This is a genomic window from Brevibacterium mcbrellneri ATCC 49030, from assembly GCF_000178455.1.
In the GTDB taxonomy this organism is placed as follows: domain Bacteria; phylum Actinomycetota; class Actinomycetes; order Actinomycetales; family Brevibacteriaceae; genus Brevibacterium; species Brevibacterium mcbrellneri.
Map to the genome: position 1 here is coordinate 1 of NZ_ADNU01000077.1, position 23179 is coordinate 23179.

Sequence of the window (23179 nt, forward strand, 5' to 3'; positions counted from 1 at the left end):
TATGCGGTGAGTGTGGGATTTGAACCCACGGTAGGGGGTTGCCCTACAACGGTTTTCAAGACCGTCACATTCGGCCGCTCTGTCAACTCACCTCAGCGCCACAGGTACGCGACGCAAGAAACGATTATTCCATACTTCGCACGGGGGCTACAATCTCGCCCGCATGACACCAGCAAGTCATCCGTACTTAGTCCGCAAGTTACCCGTCAAACCAGCCAGCTCATCACCCACCCAGCACCCTGCGACGGACAGCCGCAACATGCCTCCTGAGTGATGTATCAAAAACAGCTTTGGACGTATCACCACCAGAGTTTTCCGGGTATCGTCATAGTGTCAGTCGATGAAAGGGACACGATGAGCGGACAGCCCCAAAAAACAGGCCATGACCGCTGGTGGCCGTCATCGATTTACCGCGTACCAGTAGACCGCAACGTCACGCTTTTCGATGCCACCAAGGTGATACCCCACATCGCTGAACTGGGGTTCACCGCTATTCGTATCAGCCCTATCACGGCAGCTAGCACCGCCAACGGAACCGGAGCCGCTGCCGACCCAAACACCGTCGACCCACACCTCGGCGGTCTTGAAGGACTGGAAGCCCTCTCAACAGCAGCACACAACGCCCACCTGGGCGTCATTGTTGACTTTGTGCCTGGCGCGCTCCACATCGCGCACCCCAGCCTGAACCCCTACTGGTGGGACGTTCTTCTCCACGGCCAAGACTCCCAATACGCCTACTGGTTCGACATCCAGTGGACGCATGACAAGGTCTCGGTGGTGGTCGACCAGCCTGCGAGCACAGCAACTCTGACCACTCACCCTGCAACGCAACAGCCGGTGCTACAGATCGGCTCCTCGGTCTACCCGGTCAACCCAGAAACCCTGCGCTCACAGCACCCCAAAAACTCACACGACCCCCAGGAACTCCTAGCCACCCAGAATTACACGTGCGTTGAAAGAACAAACCCTGCGCACCCGCTCAATTATCGGCGTGTCAACGCTGATTCAAACGTGGCCACGATCCGCGTGAATGACCCGCACGTTTTTACAGAAACTCACCGCGAACTCTCCCGCTGGTTCCACACCGGCCTGATCGATGGGGTGAGCGTGCGCCACATCGACTCGATCGCGAACCCGCAGGGGTACCTCGAACAGCTCCATGACCTGACCGGTGGCTACATCATCACGGAAAAGCGGTTCGCCCTCAACTCTGAAGGCCAGCGTGAGGTGACGCCGTCGTCGTGGCCAGGATCCGCGTCCGCGACCTACCCGCTCATCACGGCAATCGACGGCGCGCTCACGCACCCAATCGGGTTCTACGAACTCGAGTCGTTCCGGCAACATCTGGCAGCCGGGCTGGACCCTCACGACCGTAGCGAAATCTCCCCCATTGCTAAGCAACTTCGGTTCAACCCCACCTCCGTGACCGGGTTGCTCACTCTGGAGGAAGTCCAGTGCAAAGAAGAAGTCACAAACACGCTTATGCGTAGCGAAATGGTGGACCTGGCTGTCACTGCTAAGAACGCGTGGGATGGCCTGGATGAGTCCACGCGGGCCCGCATCCGCACTGATCCCACCGCCCAGGTGGACGTCGATACGCTGGCGCAGATTTTGGGGATTTTGGTGGCTTCCGTGTCCGTGGCCCGCCCTGAACTCGGCTTAGATAAAGAGGCCGAGGTCGTTCGAGAAGGATTCTTATCAGCACTTTCAGAGTCAGAGCCGGACGACTTTCTTGGCCACAACAGCACGGGTGAAGTCCCGGTCATGACCGCGGGTTCTATGGTGGTTCCGCGAGCGCTAGCGAAAGTGCGTTCAACAGTGGCCTCAGGAACAGCTTCTGACCGGTTGCTGGCCTATGTGGGACTTCTTCTCACCACCCCAGGCTGCCCCGTGAGCACCCGGTTTTCTCAGACCACAAGCGACGTGTTCAACCTGGGTGTGACGGCTCGCGCGCACTACCGTTACTGCACTCTCGCCGCGCTCAACGAAGTCGGTGGACTCCCGTCCGAACCTGGTCACCCTGACCGCATCATCGACGAGTTTCACCTCCAAACTTCGACGACCTCGGCGCCGGTCATCAACGGGCTCACCAGCCCGGTAACCAAGTATTCACGCACGGAACGTTGCCGGATCCTCGCGCTGTCTGAGATCCCCCAGAAGTTCATGGAGTTCGTGGCAGACATGCGGGACCTGGCCCCCTTGGATTACGCGAGCACGCAGGCACCCACTTCCGGCGCCCCAGCCTCAGCTCCCCCGGACACCAGCTTCGACATTTTGTTGTGGCAGTCGATTGTGGGCGCGTGGAATCCGCAGGTGAACGTTGAGGAGTTGGTGAATCGGGCGGTTCGGGCCGCCAGACGCCGTTACGAATCGGACGACAGCTTTGTTGAGTCAGTGCGCAACGCCGTTCACAAGGCGCTCACCGTGCCCGAGGTCGCCACAACGGTCGACCACATGGCCGCCACCGTGCGTCACGCGGGACACCGCAACAGCCAGGCGGCACGTGCGTTGCAGCTGTTCTCCCCCGGGATTCCTGAAGTTTTTGACCCGCTGTTCGTCAACCCTCACGAACGTTTGGTCAACAACAACCCCAATGACCAGTTGCTTCGAAAAGGCTTGGCGGTTCGCGCGCGCCACCCGCACATTTTCGCCCAACCATCCTCGCTCACACCACCCAGCAGGGTTGCGGTCACAGGCGAGCGCGCTGAACACGCGTTTGGGCTGGCGCACTTTGGCGACGGTCTGTTCCCCGATGTTGTGGTGGTGGTCGAACGTTTGTCCATCACCTTGCGCGCCACCGGCGGGTGGGGTGACACGCGGTTCCACATTCCCACCTCGGTCGCAGACGATCAGGACCTCGCGGAGTCTGCTCCCACCTTGCAGACCATGGCCTTGCCTGTGATCCGTGAGAACGTTGAGCCCACGTGGCGTGACGCGCTGTCAGGGCGCACATGGACAGGTGTGGATTTCTCCGTCGCCGAGGTGTTTGGCACCAACCCTGTTGCCCTCCTGGAGCGGGTGCGGAGTTAGAGTTCGCGGGCTAGCGCGCAGAGCTGGCGCGGGGGCTACCGGCGCACCCGAGCTAGCGCCCCCGTTTACCGCACGGTGCGCGCGGACTTGGGTGCGAAGGGCGGTTCGACTTCTCCGTCAGTGTCACCATCTTCATCGGTGTCGTCCACTGGGTCGTCGGTTAGATCGTCGACCTCTTCCTCGGCTGGTTCGACCGTTGCAGGATTCGCTGCGTCGTCTGCCGTGTTTGCGGCACCTGACGTGGGTGTTTCAGAAGAAGGCCGAGGTGTCACTGCGTGAGAGCCGCTCGCACGGTTGGGCTCTTTGGTGTTCTCTTGGGTGGGCTCAGCTCGATCTTCCGTCTGATCTTCGCCCTGGGGCGAGCGAGCCTCGTCCACCGGCTCATCAGCGGTCGCTTTTGCGACCTCGGCGTCCTGCACTTCCGCCTCAACGTTGCGCGAGGCAGGAGCGAAAATCCGGTGACCAGCCTTCTTCGCTACCTGCGAAGCTTCGACAAGCCTGTCATTCTCCTGCCGCGCCTTCGCCGCGGCAGCCCGGGCGTGCGCGACCTTTTCCTCTTGTGCTTTGCGGTGTTCGGCTAAGCGTTCTTCGATTGCGGCGCGCGTGGCCTCGGTGGAGGTGCGCGGGTTGAGACGAGCTGGTTCTGCAGTCACTTCAGTGTCAGTGGTCAAAAGTCGCCTGAGTTCGGAAAGTGGCACGATCAGCCACGTGGGCCGGTTCCGCAGCTCGCTCACAACCTCAACGAGCAGGCGGTCGATGAGCATGGCCCGCAGAACGGGGTCCTTGAAGCTGAAGTCTGCGCCACCAACATGCGAGTACCCAGCCAAGAGTGCCTTTTGGGACTCGTGAGACCAGCGAGTTTCCGGCGCACCGTCCATGCGCGCAATCAGATCGTCGTCAACCAGGCCAGTTGCGCCCAGGGTGCTAGGAGTGGCCTTGGGGTCAAGAGCCCCTGTCCGAGCCAACAACGCGTACCCGGCCGCGTAGTCCAGGCTACGCAGGAGCGCCACAAGGTCAAACGTTGGCGGGCGCAGCTCCGATGTTTCAGAAAAGTTCGTCACCGTGTACCCGTGAACGGGTGCTTTCACCACGTGGTTGAGGGTGAGTTCGCCGTGAATGCGTTGCAGGTTGCCCACTGATCGCAAGTCAACAAGTGCTCGCTTGTGAGCCCGCAGCTGCTTCTCCAGAGGTTTGAGCGCAAGCGTGGCGCGGGCAAGCGCCCAGTCCACGCGGTCGGACCATTTTTTGACCCATTCCGCGGTAGGCGCGCCGGTGCCTTCCGCTTTGCCAAGCTCACGGCCCAGGTCCACGTGCAAACTGGCTACCCGGCCACCGAGGTCGTGCGCTTGGCGGGCATACCCCGTGGCCTCCGCAGCGTTCCGGGCCGCCGCTACAGCCTCGCTCCACGCGCTCGTCGCGCTGGCTTCTGAGCGGGTCAGCATGGCCACAGGTGCGGTGTGCGTGTGCAGGTCGGCGCCGTCGAACCACCTCGACGCCATCCATCCCAGAACGGGTGCCACGGCCTGTGATTCGGCGATCGTGAGCATAATGGGTAGTCGCACGGATTCGGGCACATCGCTGATGTCGAGCGTCCTGAAGAAGGTCAGCACGCTGGGGAACGCGTGGTCGTCTATGAGAACCGCGGTTTCACCCTTGCGCGAATTGTCGAACTTCAGCTGTGTGGTGGTGGCGCGGTGCCACAGAACAGACATGTTCGTCAGGTCGTTAAAGTCTCGCCCGCTGTGGCCCACGCGCAGCGCGGTCAGTTGCGAGTGATCAGAGTTTTCAAATTGGCTATCAAAGGCTTCGCTGACACTCACCGGTTCGGTACTCACGGCAGCGTCTGAGCGCATCCCCACGGCCGCCTCGGCCATGGGGTCCTTGCGTTTCGAGCCAGCCTCAGAAGGCGTCCCGAAATCGTCGAAAGCCGCGTCGCGCCCTAGCGCGAAGCTCGCGTCACCAGTGGCCATTGCGGTGGCGGCGAAAAGAACGAAAACGGGGTCGGCAACCGCGTCGTACACGTAGCATGGCCCCAGCATGAAGTCGTCGATTTGCCCAATAAGGTGCGGGCGCAGAGGTTCGTCTTCGCGCGTGCGCAGGGTCAGCGGAACGCTAATGCGGCGGGTGTTGTCACCGCTTCCAATGCCCACAACCGCGATCCAACCTTGGACGGTAAGGGTTTCATCGCCTGGCAGGGGGAAGTCCAGCTCAAAGACTTGAGTGTCGGACATGGGGACGACGTCCGGAGTGCCGGCCAGTTCAAAAGACGTGACTGGAAACCAGGACTGACGAGGCAGCCATTGCGCAAGCAGACCTTCGAGTTCACTGCTCATCGCCATGAGCGAGCCCTCTTCCTTGATAACGAACGATGACGGTCACGTCACCACTTTATCTGCCCTGGCATTCAATTAGACGAACATCCTGAACAGCGGCGAGTCCTGGGAAACGCATTCGATTTCCAGTGGGGAGGCGTCCATGCGTTCCAGCAGGCCGGGGAGGTCTTGCGCGCACCCCAGTGTGATGCCCACGAATGCGGGCCCGATTTCGCGGTCGGAGCGCTTCACGTACTCAAACATGGAGATGTCGTCGTCGGGGCCCAGCACGTTGTCGAGGAAGCGTCGCAGTGCCCCGGGTTCTTGCGGGAAGTTCACAATGAAGTAGTGCTGTAGGCCTTCCCATACAAGGGCACGTTCGAGCACTTCTGAGTAACGCGACAGGTCGTTGTTACCGCCGCTGATGACACACACGACAGTCGACCCGGCTTCGATGGTCACGGGAGCGTTGGAGTCAGCGGGGCCCACGGAGGCGGGAGCGATCGCCCCGGCGGGTTCGGCAATGATCCCGTCAACCTGGTACAGGTCCACCATTTCTTTTGCCACGCGCCCTTCGTCCACGGTGGTGATGGGCAGGCCGAGGTCGCGGACCATTGCGTATGTCAGGTCACCGGCCCGGCGTACGGCGGCCCCGTCGGCAAACGAGTCAACGGTGTCCAGCTGTACGGGCGCCCCGGCGGCGAGCGCTGCTGTCATGCACGCTGCCCCTGCTGGTTCGACGCCAACCACGCGGGTGTTTGGTGTGCGGTGGTGGCAGTATTCGGCCATTCCGGCTAGCAGACCGCCCCCGCCCACAGGGACCACTATGGTGTCCGGGTCAAAGCCCAGTTGGTCGGTGATTTCGGCAGAGATGGTGCCTTGGCCGGCGATCGTGCGCGGGTCGTCGAATGCGGATACGACCAGCGCCCCCGAGGTGGCGGCGTGTTTCTTGGCAAGTTCCGAGGCGTCGTCGTACGTGGACCCGGCGACCGTGATGGTGATCCGGTCGCCTCCAAAGTGGCGGATCCGGTCGATCTTTTGCCGTGGGGTGGTTTTGGGGACGAAGATGCGCCCTTGGACACCAAGTGTGTTGCAGGCACGGGCGAACCCTTGCGCGTGGTTGCCAGCAGACGCACAGACTACGCCGTGTTCCCGCTCTTTCGCGTCGAGTTGCAGGAGGAAGTTGAAAGCGCCTCGGATTTTGTAGGAACGCACCGGCTGCAGGTCTTCGCGTTTGAGGTACACGGTGGCGCCGGTGAGTTCGGAGAGGCGTTCGGAAATGTGCAAAGGCGAGGTGATGACGCAGTCAGCAATTCGTTTGGCTGCGTCTTCGATGTCAGACACGGTTGGTGGTGTTGTTGTCTTCTGTCCCTCTATTAGCACTCCTCCATTGTGCATGAAAAAGGCGCGTTAGCCGTTAACGTCCGCCAATCGTACAGGTAGGGTGGTTCGTATGCGCTCGATTACAGCTCCTCAGCCGGGCGGTCCAGACGCCCTGAAACTTTCCGACTCCCCTGTTCCTTCCGCTCAGCCTGGTGAGGTTGTTGTGAAGGTGGAGGCCGCTGGTGTGAACCGCGCCGATGTCCTCCAGCGCATGGGTTTTTACACTCCTCCTAAGGGCGCCACGGACATTCTGGGGCTCGAAGCCGCCGGGACCGTCCACCAGGTTGGCGACGGGGTTGACGATTGGCAGGTGGGTGACCGGGTTGCTGTGTTGCTCACAGGTGGCGGGTACGCGGAGTACGTGCCGGTCCCAGCCGGACAGGTTTTGCCTGTGCCTGAGGGGATGAGTTTTGTAGAGGCTGCGGCCCTGCCCGAGGTGGTTGCCACCGTGTACTCCAACGTCGTCATGGAGGCGGGGTTGAGTGAGGGCGAGTGGCTTTTGGTTCACGGAGGCGCATCCGGGATTGGCACCATGGCCATCCAGATTGCCAAGCAAATGGGGGCACGCGTTGCGGTGACGGTCGGTAGTGACGACCGTGCGCGCAAATGCGCTGATCTGGGCGCGGATGCGGTGATCAACTACCGTGACGAAGACTTTGTTGAGCGGATCCGTGAGATCACGGGTAGCGGTGAAGGTGCGGACGGTTCTGCGGGTGCGCGCGTTCCGGGTGCGGATGTCATTTTGGACATCATTGGCGCGAAGTACCTGGAGCGAAACATTCAGGCGCTTTCGGCTGATGGGCGTTTGATCATCATTGGGATGCAGGGTGGCACCAAGGCGCAGATTAACCTGGGTGATCTGCTCCCCTTGCGACGGTCAGTCATGGGGACCACGCTTCGCGCGCGTCCCGCTGAGCAAAAAGCGCATATTGTGGCTGAAGTGCGCAAACACGTGTGGCCTGCCGTGGCCAGTGGGAAGATCCGCCCCATTGTTGACCGGGTGTTTGCGCTTGATGACTGCGTGCAGGCGCACGAACATATGGACCAGCCGCACTTTGGAAAGATCGTTTTGGAGGTAAACCCGTGAGCGAGCACCCTGACCAGCAGGATCAGCAGGACATCGAACTACCGGATATCCCCGAAGACGAGGAAAACACGATCCTTCCCGACCTCACGACAGCCGAGGCGGGAGAACAGCCGGGAACACCTCGGGACGAAGAAGGTGAAGCGGCAGCCGAGCCTGCCGAAGCTGAAAACGAGGACACCGCGGACAGCGACAGCGTTGACGGCGAGCCCAGCGACACGAAAGACATCGACGAAGAAGACGCTGACGGCGCTGACAAGAAAGACGCCGAGGGTAAAACAGACGAGCCGGATATTACGAACCCGGGCAAGCTCGTGCGTTTGGGGCACATGCACGCGAAGATCTTGGAGGAGCTCAAATCGGCGGAAACCGACCCGGCCGGGCGCAAGCGTTTGGCGCAGATCCACGAAAACACGATCGAGGCGATGAAGGAAGCGTTGGGCCAGGATCTTGAGGACGAGTTCTTGAGTTTCACTCCTAAGTTGTCGTCCTATTCAACGCCAAGCCACAGTGAATTGCTGTTAGCTCAGGCGGGCCTGGTGGGGTGGATTGAGGGGCTGCTACAGTCCATCCAGACCGCGATCATGGCGCGTCAGGCGATGCACGAAGAATCGCCCGCGCACCCTGAACACCCCGTGAAGCACAATCCCGAAGGCGCGTACGGGCCGGGCAACTACCTGTAAACCGTGGGGCTAGCTAAGTTCTTCCAAGGGTTGCGAAAGAAGGAGCCCCAACCGGACGACCTGTACGGAACGGGCGTCTGGCGGCAACACCGTGACCGGTTTAATCGTGCGGTGGACAGGTTCTTCGTGACCGCGAGCCGGTTGCATGAGGAAACCCAGGCGGGCACTACTCAGGACGCACACGCTCAGGCTGCTGAACAGATTGCCGCGCTCACGCACACGCTCAACCAGGTGGCGCAGCAGGTGGATCACTGTGCGCGCACGCTCCACACGCACGTGCCCGTCAATGAGCAAACGATTCCGGCACAGGTGCGCACACAGGTGGATACCCTCCCGGAGCTTATGTCTCGCGCGGCCACCAAGGTCGCCGAGGCGGCCCAGGCCGCGGCGATGGTCCGCGCCCAGGTGCGGACGACCTCGGGCGGGGTCACTGAAAACAGCGAGACAGACGAAACCAGCCCGGCAGGCCCGGCCGAGGTAGCTGGGGTCAGCGCGGCCCAAAGGTACGTGGACGACGCGGCCAGATTAGTGGACGAATGTCACCGCATTGCGGAGCGGATCGCGTCCTCTGACAGTTCGAAGTAGTCCTGGAGCGCGGTGGCCAGACCGTCTTCTTGAACGGTCCCGGTGATGACCGTTCCCAGGTCTTTGAGCCTCTGGCCGGCCTGTCCCATGACGATGCCGTGGGTGACCCACTCCATCATTTCGTGGTCGTTGGTGCCGTCGCCGGCCCCCACGGTGTGTTGCTGATCGACGCCGAGGTCGTTGGCGACTCGGGCCAATCCGCTGGCTTTGGAAACGCCTTCTGGCGCGATGTCCAACCAGTTGCTCCAGCCCACCGAATAGGTAACTCCGTGCAGACCAATCTTTTCGACTGCATCTGCGAACTCTTCGCGGGACCCGTGTAGTTCACGCAACACGATGCGGGTTGCGCGCAGGGTTTTGAGTTCTGCGAACCGCACGATGTTGAGGTCGTCGCCGGCGGCCAGGTCGCCCACGGGGAAATCCGCTGAAGCCCAGCGCTCCAGGTTCTCGTCTTCCACCAGACACAACGCGGTGGGCAGGGCGTGGTTCATGCGGGTCAGGGCCGGTCCCGGGTTGAACGTTTCCACGTGCACCAATTCATACCCCGTTGCAGTGTTGGGGTTGAGAGCGGCGATGACGGCGCCGTTGGACACCACCACGAACCCCTCTGTGAGGCCCAGGCGGTTGGCCACGTCGAGCGCACCCGAAAGGGAACGTCCTGTGGCGATCACAATGTGGTGACCCTGTTCCCGGCACGCACGGATCGCACCGCGGACACGGTCCGAAAGTTTGTCGTCATAGTCGACAATCGTGCCGTCGATATCGAGCGCGATCAGGTGTGGGGTCACGGAACCTCCTGGGGTGTGGGGGAACTAGAAAACTTCGCCGTCGGGGCCGTATGCCTTCATGCCACCCAGGTATGGCTGCAGGGCGGCCGGGATTGCGACAGAGCCGTCTGCTTGTTGGTGGTTTTCCAGGATGGGTACCAGCCAGCGCGTGTTGGCCATGGTTCCGTTGAGCGTTGCCACAGGAACGGTCTGTCCGTCCGAGGTGCGCTCACGGATCTTAAGACGACGGGCCTGGAAGGAGGTGCAGTTCGAGGTCGAAGTCAGTTCACGGTACGTGTTCTGGGTGGGGACCCAGGCTTCGCAGTCGTACTTGCGGGCAGCGGAGTCACCCAGGTCACCGGCAGCGATGTCGATGACGCGGTAGGGCAGTTCGCACGCCTGCAGCATCTGCTCCTGGAGTGACAGCATGCGGAGGTGTTCGTCTTCTGCGTCGTCTTGGTGGACGTAGGAGAACATTTCGACTTTTTGGAACTGGTGCACGCGAATAATGCCACGGGTGTCCTTGCCGTAGGAGCCGGCTTCGCGGCGGTAGCAAGACGAAATGCCGCCAAAGCGGATGGGCCCGTCTGACAGGTCGATGATTTCGTCCATGAAGTACCCGGCGAGTGGAACCTCGGAGGTTCCGACCAGGAACAGGTCGTCTGCTTCCAAGCGATACACTTCGTCAGCGTGCTCGCCCAGGAACCCGGTGCCACCCATGACTTCTGGTTTCACCAGGGTGGGCACAACCATGGGGGTGAAACCTGCGCTGATGGCGGTGTCCATGGCGAGGTTGAGGAGCGCCATTTCCAAGCGTGCGCCAAAACCGGTGAGGAAGTGGAAGCGTGAACCGGAAACTTTGGCACCGCGAGTGGTGTCGATGGCGTTGAGGCGTTCACCAATTTCCAAGTGATCAACTGGTTCAAAACCGTCAGTGGAGAAGTCACGGACTGTGCCCTCCCGGCGCAGCTCCACCGAATCTTCTTCGCCACCGGACGGCACACCGTCGATGATGAGGTTGGGAAGCTTCATGAGGATCCGTTCAAAGTTCTGCTGAGCCTCGTCGTTGTCTGCCTGCAAAGCCTTTACACGGTCAGACATCTCTTTGGCTTCAGCGACGAGCTTAGCTTTTGCGTCCTTGTCTTTTTCAGACGCAACTTTCTTGCCGAACGCTTTTTGCTGAGCGCGGATCTCTTCAAATTCCGCAATTGCGGATCGGCGGGCTGAGTCAGCCGCCACAATCTGGTCGACGAGTTCGACGCTGGCCCCACGCGCACGCTGTGAAGCCTTGAAAATTTCCGGGTTCTCTCTGAGCTGCACTAGATCGATCACGTCTTTAGCCTACCTGTTCAGCAGATTCGTCTGGCGCCCACATCACAAAAACTGGTGTAAGTACTCAGACAAGTCTGGTGTACTTAGGTTTATGAACCTCACCGGATGGATCGTTCTGGCTGTCGCAGTTGTCGTTGCGCTCGTCTTGGGCTACCTCGTAGGCGCCGCGCGAACCAGAAGCACCCTCAACCAACTCCAGGGGCCGGAGCAGGCTGCGCTGGAAACCACCTCGGCGGCGGGATCCTCCGAAACAACAGCCCAGCCGCAGCGCCGGGCAGCTATCATTTACAACCCCACAAAGAGCGAGATGGACACGCTGAAGTCCGTGGCTGCGACCGTGTTCCGCAACGAAGGGTGGGACGAACCACTCTTCATTGAGACCACAAAGGACGACCCCGGAACGTCCATGGCTCATGAGGCGCGTGAAAAGGGCGCCGAGGTGGTAATCGCGGCTGGTGGTGACGGCACCGTGCGCGCGGTAGCGCAGGCGCTGGCCGGTACCGACGTACCTATGGGCATCATTCCGATGGGGACGGGAAATCTGTTGGCGAGGAATCTGGCAGTACCGCTCAACCGGTTCGAATGGGCGATTCGGGTTGCACTGTGGGGACAGGACCGGGTGATTGATGCGGCCCATTTGCGCACGTCGCCGGACGGTGAGGACACGCTGTTTACCGTGATGGCGGGGATCGGGTACGACGCCACCGTGATGTCGAATACGACCGAAAACGCCAAGGCAAGGATTGGATGGCTAGCGTACGTCAGGCAGGGGTGGCGCCAACTGTTGGGGAAGCCCACTGAGGTGCGCATCCAGTTTGACGACGGACAAGAAGAGACGCGGAAGATTCGGTCGATTCTTGGCGGGAACTGCGGAAAAGTGCAAGGCGGGATTGAGCTGATTCCCGGTGCTGTGATCGATGACGGGTACCTGGATGTGTTGACGGTGACGCCCCGCAATGTTGCGGAGTGGGCCAGCGTGGTCACGTCGATTGCTGGGCGCTCACGGAAGGGCATGCACGCGGATGTGACAAAGTGCCGTTCGGTGACTGTGCGTGCGGAGAAGAAACTGGATGTGCAGGTCGACGGTGATGTTTTGGGTGAGACTGACTTCCTTGAGCTGTCGGTCCAGCCGAACGCGCTAACAGTTCGTACACCCAGCCCTGAGCAGGAACGACGCATTAGATTGGACGCGCTTTCGTTGGGAATCGGTAGGTAGCTTTCTGGCTTTGAGTCGATTGTGTTGGGCGCAGATTTTTCGAATGCCCAGCGCTTCAGGTTTTTAACGTTAACTTTCTGCATCGGCCGAGATTGAGAGTTTACATAGCCTCCCTATATAGGGTCGCTATGCATATTGTCGGACCGCCTTTTAAACACGACGGGAAAACACTGGACAGCCTCGCTTATGAGCTCGTGGCGAACAGTTCAAGTTTTCGACGTGCATACGCACGCGGCCTAGATGGGCGGCGTTCCCTCATTGCAATTCGGGTCCTTGCCAATCTTCAATCCGGAGGGCCGCTTCGCATAGGCGAACTCGCCACGCGTGAAGCGGTCACCCAGCCCACAATGACCGGGATTGTCAACCGCCTCGTAGCCGATAACCTCGTGGAACGTCGTGCCGACGCCCACGATGCTCGCGCAAGCGCGGTCACGCTGACAGATACCGGTCGGCAGGAACTCGAGCAGGCTCGCACCGCAGCAGCTCAATCCGTACGCCCTGCGCTCGAGACCCTCAGCCCCGACGACCTCGAAATCCTTCAACGCGCAGCGAACCTCCTCGGCAGACTCGGCGACACCCTCACCGAATAACGCAATCCACCTACTTCGATTGGAGACCATATCCGCATGTTCCCCACACCCCCTAACTCCAACAAGCCAAACAGCACTGAACTCAGCGACACTGAAGCTCAGAAAAAAGGAAACCGGCCCTCAATCTTCCATCAGCCGAGCGCGGTGTGGGCAATTTCTTTCGCCTGCATGGTGTCGTTCATGGGGATTGGTCTCGTTGACCCGATTCTTCCCGCGATCAGCCGCGAACTGAATTCGACTCCTTCCCAAACGATGCTCCTGTTTACGAGCTACCTTCTGGTCACTTCCGCTGCAATGTTCTTCGCTGGTTTCATTTCAAGTCGGCTCGGCGTAAAACGCACGCTCACCGTAGGATTGGCTCTCATCGTGCTTTCCGCGACACTCGCTGGTACCGCAGGGAGCGTTGACGCGATTATCGGTTTCCGAGCCGGTTGGGGGCTAGGCAACGCACTCTTTATTTCGACGGCGCTCGCGGCAATCGTTGGCGCAGCTTCAGGAGGATCAGGCCAGGCCATCATTCTCTATGAGGCAGCGCTCGGAGTTGACTTAGCAGTCGGCCCACTTGTCGGAGGAGCCCTTGGTTCAATCTCGTGGAGAATGCCGTTCTTTGGCACAGCGGCGCTTATGACGATTGGGCTTGCTGCGATTATCGCCCTTTTACCAAAACCCACCAACACGGCGACAAAAGCTTCTCTTTGGGTGGGGTCTTGCACTTGCTTTCACCTCGGTGCTCGCGGCGCCGCGCTTGACCCGCAGGTTCGGGCTCCTCCTGGTACTTTCGATCAACTTTGCCATGTTTGCCGCGTGCCTCATCACTATGGCAATTGGAGCCCACAGCTTGCCGACACTTGTTGGCACAGTCGTCGTGGCCGGATTGTTTCTCGGCGTTCTCAACACTGCACTCACTGAGGCGGTCATGGAGGCCACAGACCTTCCACGCAGTATCACAAGCTCAGCGTACTCCGGCATACGGTTCTTAGGTGGAGCAGTCGCGCCTCTCGTTACTGGCCCACTCGCAGAAATAGCAGGTGCGGGAGCACCCTACTGCCTAGCAACAGCCGCTGTGCTTGGGTCAATGGTTATTCTCGTCAGCGGACGCGGACTTCTTGCAGACATCGACCGCCCGCACGTCACCTCGCAAGAAGAGGCTTCGGCTATTACGGCGGGCGACGAGGTTTAGCACGCGAACAGGCTCAACTGTGACCAAAATGACCACAAGTTGCGTGGATCTCGTGAGTGGTTGATTCTAAGTGTGAGGAGTCACTTTTGCCCCCTCGAATCTACTACTCACTGAACCTAAGGACTCGCATGAAGAAGCTCGTTCTTGCACCGGCCGTTGCTTTGGTCGCTGGTGCTATCGCATTTTCCGGCACCCCTGCATTCGCCGCCCCCACTGCCGAATGCTCCAACAACACGTTGAACGCTAAGCAGGGCGCACAGTGCACCATCACGCTTGACGCTGACAAGGTTCAAGCTCAGAAGGTTTCGATCAGCGTTTCGAACCTGCCTGCGGGCGCCAAGATCAAGACGGTGGACGCTCCTAACAGCGCTGACCCAAGCCTCAAGCTGGTCACTCGCGTTGACGAACTTGCTGAAACACCGACGTTCGAGGTTTACGGCGTGGACGGCATCACGGGCGGTGGCGACGGCGTTAAGAACCCTAACGGGGACTACACCGTCACTGTCACCCTCGAAGACGGCACCAAGGTCAACGCCGGTGTTATTCGCTACATCGACAAGGACAAGGAAGCTGCCGGTGACCCTGAGCTGTCAGCTCAGTTCGACAAGTACCACGTGGGCGCCTTCCGCGCAGCCGGAATGGTGGTGTCGTACAAAAACCTCGAGAGTAGCAAGGAATTCACTTGGGTTCTCAAGCACGAGGAATCCGGTAAGACTTCGACTGGAACCTTCAACTCAAACAGTGTTTCAAAGAATGGTGGCACCTTCTATGCCAAGGTAGAAGGCGCTGACAAGATGTCCGACTCTGAACTCAAAGGTAAGTACACCCTTACGTTGAAGGATGAGTCGGGTAAGACGCTTGACGCATCGATTTCATTTGCTGTAGTCGACGACCGTGAAGATGTTGGTACACCACAGCCGAACAACCCTAAGCCTGGTGAAGGTGACAAGCCTAAGGAAGAGGCAGCTAAGTACGGTCTGAAGGTTTCGCCTAAGGAGCTCAAGCCTGCTGACTTTGTGAACAAGGACAAGGGTGTTCAGCTTGTTGTGACTGGGCTGAAGCCAAATGAGAAGTTCACCTACTCGGTGTCCAAACAGGGTGGCAGCGGAAAGGTCGAGGACCTTTTCAAGGAAGTACAGGCTAACAAGGACGGTGTCTGGTCACACACTGTCTACGGCATTGACGGTGGCAACGGACTCAAGGGCTTCTTGGGAACCTACAAGGTCACCGTAAAGAGCGAAGAAGGCGAACTCACCGACACCTTCAAGGTCACCAACACCCCTGGCAAGAAGGACGAAGCTAAGCCAGGCGACAAGGGTGACGGTAAAGACAAGGGTGGCGACAAGAACGAGGGCAACGACAAGTCCTCAAACACCCTGCCACGCACCGGTACGGAACTCTCCGGCCTCATCGCCGGTGGAGCACTCCTCACCGTCGGCGCAGCAACCGTGCTAATCACCCGCCGTCGCGCCAAGTAAAACCAAATAAAACAACGCAACAACTAAATACGGCACGCGAAAGGGCCGGGGCACGCAAAACAGCCTCGGCCCTTTTGTGTACTTACAACCACCCCTCTGCCCACATTCCTAGAAGCCCCCACCCACAATGTGACAGTTCATGAAAATGTCACACACAGGGCGTATCGTCGTCTGTGTCCGCAGGAACACCCGCACTCAACGATTGGAACGCCATGGCCGAGCCAGCCAAAAGCTCACTTCGTAAAAAGGCTGAACAGCGCTCACAAGCCTCAGCTGAGGTCAAACGCGAAAAAGAAGCAGTCGCCCGCGCAAGCGCCGAAGAGTCCAACAAACACCCCGACGGCTTCCTCGCCCACCTCAACCTCAAACCCATCTGGTTCGCAGCCGCGTTCATCGCGCTCTTCGGAATCCTGCTCCTCCCCACCGGCGAAGGCCTCACTCTCGCGGGCAAACAAGCACTGGCCATCCTGGCATTCGCCATCATCATGTGGGTCACCGAAGCCGTCAGCTACACGGTGTCCTCCATCTTGATCGTCGGCATCATCACGATTGCGCTGTCATTCGCCCCGCCCCTCACCGGCGAAACTTCAGAAGCCATGGGCACCACCGAATCGATTAAGCTCGCCCTCAGCGGATTCGCCAGCTCAGCCGTAGCCCTCGTCGCAGCTGCCCTCGCCCTCGCAGCCGCCATGCAAGCCACTGGCCTTCACAAACGCCTCGCCCTCATCGTCCTCAAGTTCGCAGGCGAAAAAACCAGCAACGTCGTCATCGGCGCCATCGCCATTTCCACCATCCTGGCGTTCTTCGTCCCATCCGCCACTGCACGCGCCGGTGCCGTCGTTCCCATCCTCCTGGGCATGGTCGCCGCCTTTGGGCTGGCAACCAACTCCCGCCTCGGCGCCCTCCTCATCATCACCGCGGCACAAGCCGTCTCCGTATGGAACGTGGGTATCAAAACCGCAGCCGCTCAAAACATCGTCGCCACCAACTTCATCGAATCCTCCATGCAACAGCAGGTGTCCTGGGGTCAGTGGTTCATGTGGGCTGCCCCCTGGTCCGTCATGATGAGTGTCGCCCTGTTCTTCATCATGCGGTGGGCCATCAAACCTGAAGTCGACCACATCGAAGGTGGCCGCGCCGTCATCGAACGCGACCTGAAAGAACTCGGCCCCATCACCGGAAAAGAAATCCGCCTCATCATCGTGGCAGTCGCACTGCTCTTCCTGTGGGCCACCGAAAAGTCCCTCCACCCATTCGACTCCGCCACGGTCACCATCGTGGCCATCGGCTTCCTGCTGCTACCCAAAGTTGGCGTGTTCTCGTGGAAGACTGCGGAAAAACTCATCAACTGGGGAACCCTCATCGTGTTCGCCGTGGGTATCTCGCTGGGCAGCCTCCTCCTGAAAACCGGGGCCGCCGAATGGCTGTCAGAAAAAACCTTCGGCGCACTGGGCATCACAAACATGCCCATGCTCGCCATGATCGCGATCGTCGGCCTGTTCACCATCCTGATCCACCTGGGCTTCGCATCAGCGACCTCGCTCAGCTCCGCCCTCATCCCCGTATTCATCGCCCTGGCACAGTCCGTACCAGGTGCGGCAAACGGCGGAATCGGCTTCGTCATCATCCAGCAGTTCCTCATCTGTTTCGGCTTCCTGCTCCCCATCTCCGCGCCACAAAACATGCTCGCGTACGGAACCGGCGCCTTCACAGCCAAGCAGTTCCTTAAAACAGGAATCCCCATCACCATCGTCGGCTACCTGCTGGTTCTGCTGCTGTCAGCGACCTACTGGAAGTGGATCGGCCTGGTGTGACTCCACCTCAACCCCACTAAGCTAAAACCATGCCACTACAAAAAGACCTCGACTTCCGCACCCTGGCCGAAGCCTTCTACCTTCAAACCCTCGACCAGCTCTCCAGGGCCAACCTGGACGAACCGTCGCTGCTACCTGACTGGTCGCGCAAACACGTGGCAGTGCACATGATGCACAACGCAGAAGGGTTCATGCGTCTCCTCCACTGGGCCCGCACCGGCGAGGAAACCCACATGTACCCTTCCCGTGAGGCCCGCGACAAAGCCATCGAAGATGACGTCGCACTTCTAGAAAACGGGGACGTCATCACCATGTCGCACGAAGTCGCAGAAGAACTTGCCAACGACCTCGGCACCATTCCCGCTGACCGCTGGGAAACCCAGGTCATCAGCGGACGCGGCGCCACTATCCCCGCCTCTGACATTCCGTGGCTGCGCGCCCGTGAGTGCTTCATCCACGCGCTTGACCTCAACATCGGGATGACTGCGCTGGACTTCCCCGCCGAGGTGACAGACCGGCTCCTGACCGACGTCACCTCGATCTGGGAGCAGCGGGGCGAGCCCGTGAACTATCTGCTTCACTTCACCGACACTGGCGAAGACCTGCACATTTGCACCAGCGACACCGCGGACCAAGTCCAGGTCACCGGCCACAAAGCTGAGGTCCTCCAACACCTGCTGGGCCGTGGCTGGCCGGTGTCCGGGCGGGACGACAACACAAAAGGAGGCGCGGGTGACTCGACTCCTCGAGATCTCCCCGCGCCCCCTCAGTGGCTGTAAGGTTTTAAGGCTTTAATACCGCCTGTGTACCAGGGTGGGACGGCCTGTACGTGCTGGCGGGAGCAGGGCTCCCGCAATCCGCGTCCGAGGTCGTTCCCCCTTGAGAATGGACACCACATCTCCCGCTGACCCGGCTGCGAAAACCCGGTCAACAGCGGCAACGCGTTGGCGTGTGGCTTCCATTTTCTCTTCCATGGCCCGGAGCTGGCGGCGGGCTTCGTCGACTTCCTCTTTCAGTTCGAGGATGCGCTTAATACCCGCCAGGTTAATCCCTTCCTCCTGGCTCAGACTCTGGATGAGCCGCAGTTTGGCAACGTCGTCAGCGGAGTAGCGACGACCTCGGCCGGCAGTCCTTTCAGGGGTCACCAGGCCAAGCCGGTCATATTGGCGCAGCGTCTGTGGGTGCATCCCGGCAAGATCCGCTGCCACCGATATGACATACACTGCTGCGCTTGAACTAATCACGACGCATCAGCTCCGGCTCGCTTTGGCTGCGAGACCCTCACGTGGGTCCTCGCCTTCAGTGGCTTTAGCAAAGGCCTCGACTGCTGCTTTCGCGTCCGCATTCAGGTTGCGTGGCACCGCGATCTCAATGGTGACCAGCAAATCACCTGTCTGCTTACCGTTGATCCCCTTGCCACGGACACGCAGAACCCGCCCAGACGGCGTCCCGGCAGGCACGCGCATGCGCACATAACCGCCACCCAGGGTTGGAACGTCGACCGTCGCACCCAGGGCCGCTTCCGCGAACGTCACCGGCAAGTTCATCCGCAGGTTGTTCCCGTCGCGGGTGAACACGGGGTGCTTGTCAACGTGAACCGTGAGGATCACGTCGCCGTTAGGGCCCCCGTTGCTTCCCGGTTTACCTTTGCCTGCCAAACGAACTTTCTGCCCGTCGCTTACCCCCACCGGGGTGCGCACCGTGAGCGGTTTGCCACCTGGCATCGTCAGTTTCACCGTGGCACCCTCGGCTGCTTCTTTAAACGACAAACGCGTTGAAGCTTTGAAGTCACCACCCTTCTGCGGGCCAAATCCTCCACCGGAGAATCCACCTGGCGAGTACCCACCACCGGAGAATCCTCCCGGCGAGTATCCGCCAAAGTTCCCGAAGATGTCGCCCAAGTCCGGCCCACCTGGCCCACCAGTGCCACGGGTGGTGTAACCGCCACCGGTGTTAAACAGTCCGGAGAAAATATCTTCGAAGCCCTGGCCGGAGCCACCGGATCCGGCGCTGAAACGTGCACCGGACCCCATGGCCCGAACCTGGTCGTACTGCTTGCGAGTTTCCGGGTCCGACAGCACCTGGTTAGCGGCACTGACGTCCTTGAACTTCTCTTCCGCAACTTTGTCGCCCGGGTTTGCATCCGGGTGATACTTGCGGGCCAGTTTGCGGTAGGCCTTCTTTATGTCCGAGGCGGAGGCGTCCTTAGAGACCCCCAGGGTTGCGTAGTAATCCTTTTCAAACCATTCATTCTGAGGTCCCGAGTTCATCTGGCACCTCCTTCCTTCTTACATATGCACATTCGTGGTGAGTACCCAGCGATGTCGACACACCCGTCTTACTCTGCGGGTACGTGCACTCCCACGCGTGCGGCCTTGAGGATTCGTTCGCCCATCCGGTATCCCGGTTGCATGACCAGGAACACTGTGGGTTCTTCGACTTCCTCACTTGGTTGTTGCATGAGCGCTTCGTGAACGTTCGGGTCGAACACTTCACCGACTTCGCCGTACTGCTCAATGCCCAGCTTGTTCAGAGCCTCGAACAGCCTGTCGACGTGCTTTGCGAACGGCCCTTCGACGTCGCCTGCTTCACGTGCCAGGCGCACTTCGTCCAGGATCGGCATGAGCGCTTCGGTCACCTTGACCATTCCGTTTTCGTGGGCGCGTTCACGCTCACGTTCGGAACGGCGGCGGTAAGCCGCGTATTCGGCGTTCAGCCGTTGCAGATCTTCGAGGTGCTGCGCAGCGTCCGCTGATACTTCTCCAGCCTCACTGTCGCCCAACGCCGAGGCGTCCTCGGGGATTTCCACCCCGAGGTCGCTCGCGTCTGCCGCAGGTTCCCCAGTTGCGGACTGCCCAGCTTCAGTGGGCTCAGCACCGGCTTCAGCAGCTGCTGTTTCCCCGGCGTCCTGCTCCCCCGCTGCCGGTTGCTGCGCGTCCTTTGGAGCGCGCACTTCACCGGTTTCGGGGTCCACACGGCGTTTGTCGGTAAACGAGAAGCCCTGTTCAGCAGGCTCCCCAGCGCTGTCGAACGGTTTCTCGGTGGACATTACTTGTTCTCCTCGTCCTCATCGATGACTTCAGCGTCTACCACGTCGTCGTCTGCAGAGTCAGCCGATCCAGCAGCAGCGTCGGCACCTGCAGCTCCGTCAGCAGACTGCTGTGCGTAGAGAGCTTCACCCAGCTTGGTCTGCGAAGTCTGGAGCTTCTCCAGAGCCTTCTCAACAGCTGCGTCGTCGTCACCCTTAAGCGCTTCCTTCAGTTCGTCAACGTCGGCCTGAACTTCCTTCTTCACGTCTTCAGGAAGCTTGTCGTCGTTGTCCTTGATGAGCTTGTCGGTCTGGTAAGCCATGTTTTCAGCAACGTTGCGCTTGTCTGCTGCTTCACGACGCTTCTTGTCTTCTTCAGCGTGCTCTTCAGCTTCGCGCACCATGCGTTCGATGTCTTCTTCAGGAATAGCCGAACCACCCGTGATGGTCATGGACTGTTCCTTACCAGTGCCCTTGTCCTTTGCGGACACGTGGACAATACCGTTGGCGTCGATGTCGAACGACACCTCAATCTGTGGCATACCACGTGGTGCAGGTGCAATTCCGGTCAGCTCAAAGGTTCCCAGTGGCTTGTTGTCGCGCGTGAACTCACGTTCACCCTGGAACACCTGGATCGAAACCGAAGGCTGGTTGTCTTCGGCCGTGGTGAAGGTTTCCGACTTCTTGGTTGGGATCGGGGTGTTGCGTTCGATGAGCTTGGTCATCACTCCACCCTTGGTTTCCAGACCCAGGGACAGTGGGGTGACGTCAATGAGCAGAACGTCCTTACGTTCACCCTTGAGCACACCAGCCTGAACTGCTGCACCAATCGCTACGACCTCGTCTGGGTTCACACCCTTGTTAGGTTCGCGACCACCAGTGAGTTCCTTAACAACTTCAGCAACAGCTGGCATACGGGTCGAACCACCAACCAGAACAACGTGGTCAATGTCCTTCACATCTACACCAGCGTCACGGATGACTGCCTGGAAAGGAGTCTTGGTGCGCTCGAGCAGGTCGTGGGTCAGCTCTTCGAACTTTGCACGGCTGAGGCTTTCGTCCAAGTGGATTGGGCCGTTTTCGCTCATGGACAGGTATTGCAGGCTGATGTTGGTGCTGGTTGCGCTGGACAGTTCCTTCTTAGCCTGTTCAGCTGCTTCCTTCAGGCGCTGCATGGCTGAAGAGTCCTTGGTTGGGTCTACGCCGTAACCGTTCTTGACCTTTTCAACCAGCCAGTCAACGATCGCCTGGTCCCAGTCGTCACCACCCAGTTTGTTGTCTCCCGAGGTGGCGCGCACCTGAATCGTGGAGAAGTCGTCATCGTCCTTACCGACTTCCAGCAGCGACACGTCGAAAGTACCGCCACCGAGGTCGAACACCAGGATGAGTTCGTCTTCCTTACCGCGTTCCAGACCGTATGCCAGTGCTGCAGCGGTTGGTTCGTTGATGATGCGCAGAACGTTCAGACCAGCAATCTGACCTGCGTCCTTGGTTGCCTGACGCTGCGAGTCGTTGAAGTATGCGGGAACAGTAATCACTGCGTCGGTGACTTCTTCCTGCAGGTACTCTTCAGCGTCGTGCTTGAGCTTCTGCAGAATACGTGCCGAAATTTCTGGGGCAGTGAGCTTCTTGCCGTCCAGTTCGGTGGTCCAGTCGGTTCCCATGTGGCGCTTAACAGAAGCAACCGTGTTCTTCACGTTCATGACTGCCTGGCGCTTAGCGATTTCACCAACCAGCGAGTCACCGTTCTTGTTGACAGCTACAACCGATGGGGTGGTGCGTCCACCTTCAGCGTTAGCAATTACTTTGGGCTCTCCACCTTCCAGGACAGCCACTACCGAGTTAGTTGTACCGAGGTCGATACCAACTGCGCGTGCCATAAAATCATTCCTCCTCAGAGTTGAGTGCTTCTGACTCAAGCCTTAGACCTTCGACCTGACATGTCAAACCACATATCAGGAAACTTGCGTTCACTAGACTCAACTTTGAACGCGCAGCTTTTATTCCGCGGTCCAAAAATTTTTTTGCGCACGTGACTAGCATGGGACTCAAAGACCCCGGCAGAGTAGAGAACTCACATGAAACCAACCACAGCAATCAGTCTGGGATTGTTCGCTGCTTGGGCTGTCCACGACGCAGAAGAACTGGTGACGATGGCACCTACGTCCCGCCGAGTCTTTCGCCAGCTGCCCGATTTTCTCCCCATTCCACAATCTCTTCGTGAGCGTGGGCTATCTCAGAAACATGTGAACGTGTCACTTGGTCTTATGGCCGTGCCCGTAGCACTATCGGCCGTTGCAGGGGTCAAGACGAACGGCAAGTCCCCCTGGTTCCGAGGCGGACTACTCGCTTTCGGAGTACACGGATTTACCCACTTGCTCAGTAGTGTCGCCACACGCAGTTACACCACTGGCGTTGCGACCGCACCGGTGGTCGTCTTGCCCTACTGGTTCATCGCTCGACGTGTTCTCCAACAGCATGGAGTCGAGGGTTCCACACGGGGCGTTATCGCCACCGCGCTTGCCGCTATTCCCCTCACCGCAGGCGTCCACGTGATCTCCGCCGCGTTACTCCGAGAAGATTCACTCGGCCCCGCACGTGAACTCGACAATCGTTTCGCACCGCGTCGCCCCAAGCAGTGCTGACACGTAGCACTGACACACCCCAAAACACAAAACAAGCGGCCCCGCGCAACAC

At 59.6% G+C, this 23179-nt stretch carries 20 protein-coding genes and 1 tRNA gene; 12 read left to right on the forward strand and 9 right to left on the reverse strand.

The features are described from left to right. Nucleotides 1-4: 4 nt before the first annotated feature. A tRNA-Ser gene (locus HMPREF0183_RS11110) sits at nt 5-92 on the reverse strand. 262 nt (nt 93-354) lie between these two features. On the opposite strand from HMPREF0183_RS11110, the gene HMPREF0183_RS11115 reads away from it, so the two are divergent. Next, nucleotides 355-3030, forward strand: a complete 2676-nt coding sequence (locus tag HMPREF0183_RS11115; protein WP_040349089.1) for an alpha-amylase family glycosyl hydrolase — start codon at nt 355-357, stop codon at nt 3028-3030. A 65-nt stretch (nt 3031-3095) separates the two neighbouring features. Here the strand turns inward: HMPREF0183_RS11115 and HMPREF0183_RS11120 are convergent, their stop codons facing one another. Together HMPREF0183_RS11120 and ilvA are read right to left on the reverse strand one after the other, a co-directional pair. Continuing rightward, the gene (locus tag HMPREF0183_RS11120; protein WP_005886161.1) at nt 3096-5369 is read right to left on the reverse strand and encodes a maltokinase N-terminal cap-like domain-containing protein; all 2274 of its coding nucleotides are present in this window, start codon (nt 5367-5369) and stop codon (nt 3096-3098) included. Nucleotides 5370-5438: 69 nt separating this feature from the next. Next, nucleotides 5439-6740, reverse strand: coding sequence for a threonine ammonia-lyase IlvA (gene ilvA, locus HMPREF0183_RS11125; protein ID WP_005886162.1), 1302 nt, complete (start codon nt 6738-6740; stop codon nt 5439-5441). A gap of 55 nt (nt 6741-6795) precedes the next feature. On the opposite strand from ilvA, the gene HMPREF0183_RS11130 reads away from it, so the two are divergent. Genes HMPREF0183_RS11130 through HMPREF0183_RS12320 form a run of 3 tightly spaced genes read left to right on the forward strand, consistent with a single transcriptional unit; the run spans nt 6796 to nt 9077 of the window. After that, nucleotides 6796-7812 (forward strand): NAD(P)H-quinone oxidoreductase, encoded by a 1017-nt coding sequence (locus tag HMPREF0183_RS11130; protein ID WP_005886164.1) that lies wholly within the window; start codon nt 6796-6798, stop codon nt 7810-7812. Then, nucleotides 7809-8492 (forward strand): proteasome activator, encoded by a 684-nt coding sequence (locus tag HMPREF0183_RS12315; protein WP_005886166.1) that lies wholly within the window; start codon nt 7809-7811, stop codon nt 8490-8492. Before HMPREF0183_RS11130 ends, HMPREF0183_RS12315 begins: the two co-directional genes overlap by 4 nt. Nucleotides 8493-8495: 3 nt before the next feature. Beyond that, complete coding sequence (locus HMPREF0183_RS12320) at nt 8496-9077, forward strand: hypothetical protein (RefSeq protein ID WP_005886168.1); 582 nt, start codon at nt 8496-8498, stop codon at nt 9075-9077. Here the strand turns inward: HMPREF0183_RS12320 and HMPREF0183_RS11145 are convergent. Together HMPREF0183_RS11145 and serS are read right to left on the reverse strand one after the other, a co-directional pair. Continuing rightward, a complete protein-coding gene (locus HMPREF0183_RS11145; RefSeq protein ID WP_005886170.1) occupies nt 9032-9865 on the reverse strand; it encodes an HAD family hydrolase in 834 nt (277 codons plus the stop codon). The two genes, HMPREF0183_RS12320 and HMPREF0183_RS11145, sit on opposite strands and share 46 nt — an antisense overlap. Nucleotides 9866-9889: 24 nt before the next feature. Next, nucleotides 9890-11176: a serine--tRNA ligase gene (serS, locus tag HMPREF0183_RS11150; RefSeq protein WP_005886172.1), complete on the reverse strand. Its 1287-nt coding sequence runs from the start codon at nt 11174-11176 to the stop codon at nt 9890-9892. 91 nt (nt 11177-11267) lie between these two features. Here serS and HMPREF0183_RS11155 point away from each other — a divergent pair, with 91 nt between their 5' ends. The 7 genes from HMPREF0183_RS11155 (at nt 11268) to HMPREF0183_RS11180 (ending at nt 18233) form a co-directional block, all read left to right on the forward strand. Next, nucleotides 11268-12392: a diacylglycerol/lipid kinase family protein gene (locus tag HMPREF0183_RS11155; protein WP_005886174.1), complete on the forward strand. Its 1125-nt coding sequence runs from the start codon at nt 11268-11270 to the stop codon at nt 12390-12392. Between the two features lie 128 nt (nt 12393-12520). Then, nucleotides 12521-12982, forward strand: coding sequence for a MarR family winged helix-turn-helix transcriptional regulator (locus HMPREF0183_RS11160; protein ID WP_040349090.1), 462 nt, complete (start codon nt 12521-12523; stop codon nt 12980-12982). 36 nt (nt 12983-13018) lie between these two features. Beyond that, nucleotides 13019-13891, forward strand: a complete 873-nt coding sequence (locus HMPREF0183_RS11165; RefSeq protein ID WP_005886179.1) for an MFS transporter — start codon at nt 13019-13021, stop codon at nt 13889-13891. Between the two features lie 7 nt (nt 13892-13898). Continuing rightward, the gene (locus HMPREF0183_RS13455) at nt 13899-14162 is read left to right on the forward strand and encodes a hypothetical protein (RefSeq protein WP_342610930.1); all 264 of its coding nucleotides are present in this window, start codon (nt 13899-13901) and stop codon (nt 14160-14162) included. 128 nt (nt 14163-14290) lie between these two features. Further along, nucleotides 14291-15640, forward strand: a complete 1350-nt coding sequence (locus tag HMPREF0183_RS11170) for an LPXTG cell wall anchor domain-containing protein (RefSeq protein WP_005886181.1) — start codon at nt 14291-14293, stop codon at nt 15638-15640. 173 nt (nt 15641-15813) lie between these two features. Then, a complete protein-coding gene (locus tag HMPREF0183_RS11175) occupies nt 15814-17454 on the forward strand; it encodes an SLC13 family permease (protein WP_245527167.1) in 1641 nt (546 codons plus the stop codon). Nucleotides 17455-17483: 29 nt separating this feature from the next. Then, entirely contained in the window at nt 17484-18233 is a 750-nt protein-coding gene (locus tag HMPREF0183_RS11180; RefSeq protein ID WP_005886185.1) for a maleylpyruvate isomerase family mycothiol-dependent enzyme, read from the forward strand. Nucleotides 18234-18245: 12 nt separating this feature from the next. Here HMPREF0183_RS11180 and HMPREF0183_RS11185 read toward each other — a convergent pair whose 3' ends face one another. The 4 genes from HMPREF0183_RS11185 to dnaK all read right to left on the reverse strand — a co-directional run bounded on the left by HMPREF0183_RS11185 (nt 18246) and on the right by dnaK (nt 22362). Beyond that, the gene (locus tag HMPREF0183_RS11185; RefSeq protein WP_156798278.1) at nt 18246-18641 is read right to left on the reverse strand and encodes a heat shock protein transcriptional repressor HspR; all 396 of its coding nucleotides are present in this window, start codon (nt 18639-18641) and stop codon (nt 18246-18248) included. A 63-nt stretch (nt 18642-18704) separates the two neighbouring features. Beyond that, entirely contained in the window at nt 18705-19724 is a 1020-nt protein-coding gene (locus HMPREF0183_RS11190; protein ID WP_005886189.1) for a DnaJ C-terminal domain-containing protein, read from the reverse strand. Between the two features lie 68 nt (nt 19725-19792). After that, nucleotides 19793-20503 carry a nucleotide exchange factor GrpE gene (locus HMPREF0183_RS11195; RefSeq protein ID WP_005886191.1) on the reverse strand — a complete coding sequence of 237 codons (711 nt, stop codon included), beginning with the start codon at nt 20501-20503 and terminating at the stop codon, nt 19793-19795. After that, nucleotides 20503-22362, reverse strand: a complete 1860-nt coding sequence (gene dnaK / locus HMPREF0183_RS11200; RefSeq protein WP_005886192.1) for a molecular chaperone DnaK — start codon at nt 22360-22362, stop codon at nt 20503-20505. Before dnaK ends, HMPREF0183_RS11195 begins: the two co-directional genes overlap by 1 nt. A 198-nt stretch (nt 22363-22560) precedes the next feature. Here dnaK and HMPREF0183_RS11205 point away from each other — a divergent pair, with 198 nt between their 5' ends. Then, nucleotides 22561-23127 carry an HXXEE domain-containing protein gene (locus HMPREF0183_RS11205; protein ID WP_005886194.1) on the forward strand — a complete coding sequence of 189 codons (567 nt, stop codon included), beginning with the start codon at nt 22561-22563 and terminating at the stop codon, nt 23125-23127. The last annotated feature ends 52 nt before the right edge of the window (nt 23128-23179 follow it).

Bases quoted from the DNA above. Each gene is read 5' to 3' on its own strand.
- HMPREF0183_RS11115 (WP_040349089.1), top strand. From the start codon at position 355: ATGAGCGGACAGCCCCAAAAAACAGGCCATGACCGCTGGTGGCCGTCA.
- HMPREF0183_RS11120 (WP_005886161.1), bottom strand. From the start codon at position 5,369: ATGGCGATGAGCAGTGAACTCGAAGGTCTGCTTGCGCAATGGCTGCCT.
- ilvA (WP_005886162.1), bottom strand. From the start codon at position 6,740: ATGCACAATGGAGGAGTGCTAATAGAGGGACAGAAGACAACAACACCA.
- HMPREF0183_RS11130 (WP_005886164.1), top strand. From the start codon at position 6,796: ATGCGCTCGATTACAGCTCCTCAGCCGGGCGGTCCAGACGCCCTGAAA.
- HMPREF0183_RS11155 (WP_005886174.1), top strand. From the start codon at position 11,268: ATGAACCTCACCGGATGGATCGTTCTGGCTGTCGCAGTTGTCGTTGCG.
- HMPREF0183_RS11160 (WP_040349090.1), top strand. From the start codon at position 12,521: ATGCATATTGTCGGACCGCCTTTTAAACACGACGGGAAAACACTGGAC.
- HMPREF0183_RS11165 (WP_005886179.1), top strand. From the start codon at position 13,019: ATGTTCCCCACACCCCCTAACTCCAACAAGCCAAACAGCACTGAACTC.
- HMPREF0183_RS13455 (WP_342610930.1), top strand. From the start codon at position 13,899: ATGGAGGCCACAGACCTTCCACGCAGTATCACAAGCTCAGCGTACTCC.
- HMPREF0183_RS11170 (WP_005886181.1), top strand. From the start codon at position 14,291: ATGAAGAAGCTCGTTCTTGCACCGGCCGTTGCTTTGGTCGCTGGTGCT.
- HMPREF0183_RS11180 (WP_005886185.1), top strand. From the start codon at position 17,484: ATGCCACTACAAAAAGACCTCGACTTCCGCACCCTGGCCGAAGCCTTC.
- HMPREF0183_RS11185 (WP_156798278.1), bottom strand. From the start codon at position 18,641: ATGCACCCACAGACGCTGCGCCAATATGACCGGCTTGGCCTGGTGACC.
- HMPREF0183_RS11190 (WP_005886189.1), bottom strand. From the start codon at position 19,724: ATGAACTCGGGACCTCAGAATGAATGGTTTGAAAAGGATTACTACGCA.
- HMPREF0183_RS11195 (WP_005886191.1), bottom strand. From the start codon at position 20,503: ATGTCCACCGAGAAACCGTTCGACAGCGCTGGGGAGCCTGCTGAACAG.
- dnaK (WP_005886192.1), bottom strand. From the start codon at position 22,362: ATGGCACGCGCAGTTGGTATCGACCTCGGTACAACTAACTCGGTAGTG.
- HMPREF0183_RS11205 (WP_005886194.1), top strand. From the start codon at position 22,561: ATGAAACCAACCACAGCAATCAGTCTGGGATTGTTCGCTGCTTGGGCT.